The sequence below is a fragment of the Actinomycetes bacterium genome, assembly GCA_036000965.1.
GTDB lineage: Bacteria > Actinomycetota > CALGFH01 > CALGFH01 > CALGFH01 > DASYUT01.
Map to the genome: position 1 here is coordinate 1 of DASYUT010000266.1, position 3,647 is coordinate 3,647.

Below are 3,647 nucleotides of genomic sequence, written 5' to 3' on the forward strand. Positions count from 1 at the left end.
GCGGCGAGGGTGACCCGCTATTTCCCGGTGGCCGCTTCGGCTGGCGCGTGCTGCTCAGGCCACCCATTGCGCGGTCCATTCCCCCGCCACCTGACCGGTGATGACGTTGAGCCGGTTCCAGGCATTGATCGCGGCGATCTGGACCACCAGGGCGGCCAAGGCCGGCTCGTCGTAGTGCTTTCTGGCCTCGCCGAATATCTCGCCGGGCACCGGGTCGGCGCGGTCGGCCAGCCGGGTGGCGGCCTCGGCCAGCGCTAGGGCGGCCCGTTCGGCGTCGGTGAAGTAGGGGGCGTACCGCCAGCCCGCAATCGTGAGGAGGCGCTCGTCGGTCTCGCCGGCCTTCTTGGCAGCTCGGGCGTGCATGTCGAGGCAGACGGCGCAGCCGTTGATCTGGCTGACGCGCAGGTACACGAGGTCGGTCGTCGTCTGCGGCAGACCAGCCTGGCTTGCTGCTGCGCCGAGCGCTTGGAGGGCGTCGAGGACGCCGGGCAGGCTGAGTGCCGGGCTGGTGATCCGGGGTTGCATCGCGTCTCCTTGTCACATCGACCGGGTTTGGCTGGTCACTCTTAATGACACGCGGCGACGGGGCAATGTGACCGATGGGCGGACCGATGGACGAAGGTGCCTGGCTGGCGGAGCGTTTCGAGGAGCAGCGGGGACGTCTGCGGGCGGTGGCCTACCGGATGCTCGGCTCGCTGCCCGAGGCCGACGACGCCGTGCAGGACGCCTGGGTTCGCTTCAGCCGCTCGGGGGCCGACGGCGTGGAGAACCTGGGCGGCTTGCTGACCACCATCGTCGCCCGGGTCTGCCTGAACACGCTGCGCGCCCGTACCGTGCGGCGGGAGGACCCCGTGGGCACGCACGTGCCTGACCCCGTCATCGCCCGTGAGGATGCGGCCGATCCCGAGCACGAGGCGCTGTTGGCCGACTCGGTCGGCCTGGCGTTGATGGTGGTGCTCGACACCCTGGCTCCCGCCGAGCGGCTGGCGTTCGTGCTCCATGACCTGTTCGAGCTGCCGTTTGAGGAGATCGCGCCCATGGTCGGCCGGACCCCCGCGGCGGCGAGGCAGCTGGCCAGCAGGGCGCGACGCCGCGTCAAGGGCGCCGACGTCCCGGCTCCCGACCCCGACTCGCCCGCCAGCGAGAGGTGGTCGGCGCCTTCTTCTCGGCTGCGCGCGGCGGCGATTTCGACGCCCTCGTCGCCGTGCTCGACCCCGACGTCGTGCTGCGAGTCGACGCCGGCGCGAAGCGCCCCGCGGCCTCCATGGCGATCCATGGCGCAGCCGCCGTAGCCAGGCAGGCGCGCAGCGGGCTCCGGCCAATATTCGCGCGCCCGGTTGTCCCTGCGTCCCGCGCTGGTGAACGGAGCAGCCGGAGTGGTCGTCACTGTACGCGGACGGCCCATCACCGTGATGGGTTTCACCGTCGCCGAGGGCAAGATCGCCGAGATCGACGCGATCGCCGACCCCGAACGCGTCCGCAGAATCGCAGCGGCTGTCCTCACCGACGAGTAGCCGCACGGCCAGCCCAAGGGCCCTCGAAGCTCTATCGTAGGTCCTGGTCGGCGAGGCGTGGCCCGGCCGGGTGGCCGGTGATATAGGCGATTATCAGGGCCGCTGTCGCGGCCCGCGCCACTGCTTGCGTCGTCATTCCGCAAGCCGTGGGTCCGCGTGAACGAGGAGGGAACGAGCAGCGGCACGCCACGCCGACCACGCTCGTCCCCGAGCGCGGGAGCACTGCGTGGGCAAGGTAACCCGGAAGGGGCGCACCAGCCGGCCGCTGGTGCCAGGTCGCCCGCCGTCTCTGTGGCGCCCATGCGCGCCAGCGGCGCGCCGCCGCGGCCAGTCTCCGAGCTGCCACCGAGTTCGATGCGGCGCAGCATCCCGGCCTTGGGCAGGAGCCCGGCCAGCTCGCCGCCCACCTCCACAAGCAGCCACCTCGGTGCATCACACGATCGGCCAGGTAGCAGTACTCCGTTAGCTCTTGCGGAAGTACTGCTGCTGGGTGTACCTGTGCAGTGATATCCCCGAGCTGAAGGAGCCCGCCACCACCACTGGTGGCAAGCAATGACACCCACCCAACTTCGCCGCATCCGCACCCGCCTGGCCGCATTCGCCGAGGACCTGTTCGCGTCCGTCCCCCGCAAAGACCAGCGCCGCTGGGGCCAGCGCTACCTGCGTGGGCTGCTGCTGGACGGCAGGCGCAAGTCGATCCAGCCGATGGCCGCCCGGCTGGCCCGCGGTGCTCCCGACGCGGACGCGTACGCGCTGGAGCAGGCGCTGCAGCAGTTTGTCAACCAGTCCCCCTGGGACCCGACCCCCGTGCGCCGCCGGCTCGCCCAGCGCATGACCACCGCCTTGGCCCCCGATGCCTGGGTGATCGATGACACCGGCTTCCCGAAGTTCGGCCGCCACTCGGTCGGGGTCGCGCCGCAGTCCTGCGGTGCGCTGGGCAAGGTCGCCAACTGCCAGGTCGGCGTGAGCGTGCACGCGGTCACCGACGCTGCCTCCTGCCCGCTGGACTGGCGGCTGTTTCTGCCCCAGGAGTGGGACGCCGACATCGAGCGGCGCCGCAAGGCGCACGTACCCGCCGGTGAGCGTCACCGGCCCAAGTGGCAGCTGGCGCTGCTGGACGAGCTGGCCGCCTGGGGCCTTGCCCCGCCGGTGATCCTGGCCGACGCCGCCTACGGCGAGGTCAGCGAGTTCCGGCTGGGCCTGGAGCAGCGGGCGCTGCCCTACGTGGTGCAGGTCCCCGGCACGATCAGCGCCTACCCCGAGCAGGTGGTGCCCGAGGCCGTGCCGTATACGGGCCGGGGCCGCCCACCGGTGCCCCGCTACCGGCAGCAGCGCTCCTCGCTGCGGCAACTGGTGCTGGTCGCGGGCCCCTCGGCGGCTCGCACGGTCGCCTGGCGCCAAGGCGCCGACGGGGCGCCGCTGGTCTCGCGCCTTGTCGCCCTGCGGGTGCGCCCGGCCGGGGTCAGGCTGCGCCGTGCCGCCCACGGCGGCCAGCTGCCGGTGCGCTGGCTGGTGGCCGAGTGGCCAGACGGCGAGCCCGAGCCGGTCACCTGCTGGCTGGCCACCCTGCCCGCCGACACCCCGCTGGAACAACTCGTGCACCTGGCCAAGCTGCGCTGGCGAGTGGAGATGTGTCAACCACAGTGCACTCATATATGCGGACTGGCTGCATGATCTCGGCTCCCGTTGTGGGCTGGTGGCTTTGAGTCGGCCCAGCGCCGGCGGGTGTACCAGCCGGGTGGGCGGGATCGGCGCTGGCGTAGCTCGGCGAGCTGGTGGCCGTCGGCGTGGATGATCCACCGGTAGGGGCGGCGGGATTCCTGGCGGGTGTGGACCCAGCCGCGGCGGATCCAGCTGTGCAGGGTGATGGGGGGCATGGCGAGCTCGGCGGCGAGGTCGTCCAGCCACCACTCGTGGGGGCCGGGTTCTTCGCCGGGCGGCGGGACGATGCGCTGGCGGGTGAAGGCCCGGGGATAGCCGAGCTGGTGCAATAGCTGGGTGATGGCGCTGATCCCGATGCGCTGGTGGCCCTTGGCCGGGCGGAAGCCTTCGGCGTGCAGCCGGTTGGCGATGGCCTGGGCGCGGTGGCCCTGCTCGGCCAGTTGGCGGACCCGCTCGCGCAGCTGCGGGTAG

General features: G+C 72.0%; 3 protein-coding genes and 1 pseudogene. 2 read left to right on the forward strand and 2 right to left on the reverse strand.

Annotated features, from left to right (window positions below):
- Window positions 1–54: 54 nt before the first annotated feature.
- Window positions 55–525 (reverse strand): carboxymuconolactone decarboxylase family protein, encoded by a 471-nt coding sequence (locus VG276_23670; GenBank protein ID HEV8652305.1) that lies wholly within the window; start codon window positions 523–525, stop codon window positions 55–57.
- 86 nt (window positions 526–611) lie between these two features.
- Between VG276_23670 and sigJ the strand changes: the two are divergent.
- Window positions 612–1,514 (forward strand): annotated as a pseudogene (gene sigJ / locus VG276_23675) (RNA polymerase sigma factor SigJ).
- 552 nt (window positions 1,515–2,066) lie between these two features.
- Window positions 2,067–3,188: an IS701 family transposase gene (locus VG276_23680; GenBank protein HEV8652306.1), complete on the forward strand. Its 1,122-nt coding sequence runs from the start codon at window positions 2,067–2,069 to the stop codon at window positions 3,186–3,188.
- On the opposite strand, the gene VG276_23685 is transcribed toward VG276_23680, so the two are convergent.
- Window positions 3,164–3,647: hypothetical protein (locus tag VG276_23685; GenBank protein ID HEV8652307.1), on the reverse strand; the 484-nt coding region annotated here is incomplete at its 5' end. The genes VG276_23680 and VG276_23685 overlap by 25 nt on opposite strands.

Excerpts from the sequence above, each read along its gene's own strand:
- VG276_23670 (HEV8652305.1), bottom strand. The coding sequence starts at position 525 with ATGCAACCCCGGATCACCAGCCCGGCACTCAGCCTGCCCGGCGTCCTC.
- VG276_23680 (HEV8652306.1), top strand. The coding sequence starts at position 2,067 with ATGACACCCACCCAACTTCGCCGCATCCGCACCCGCCTGGCCGCATTC.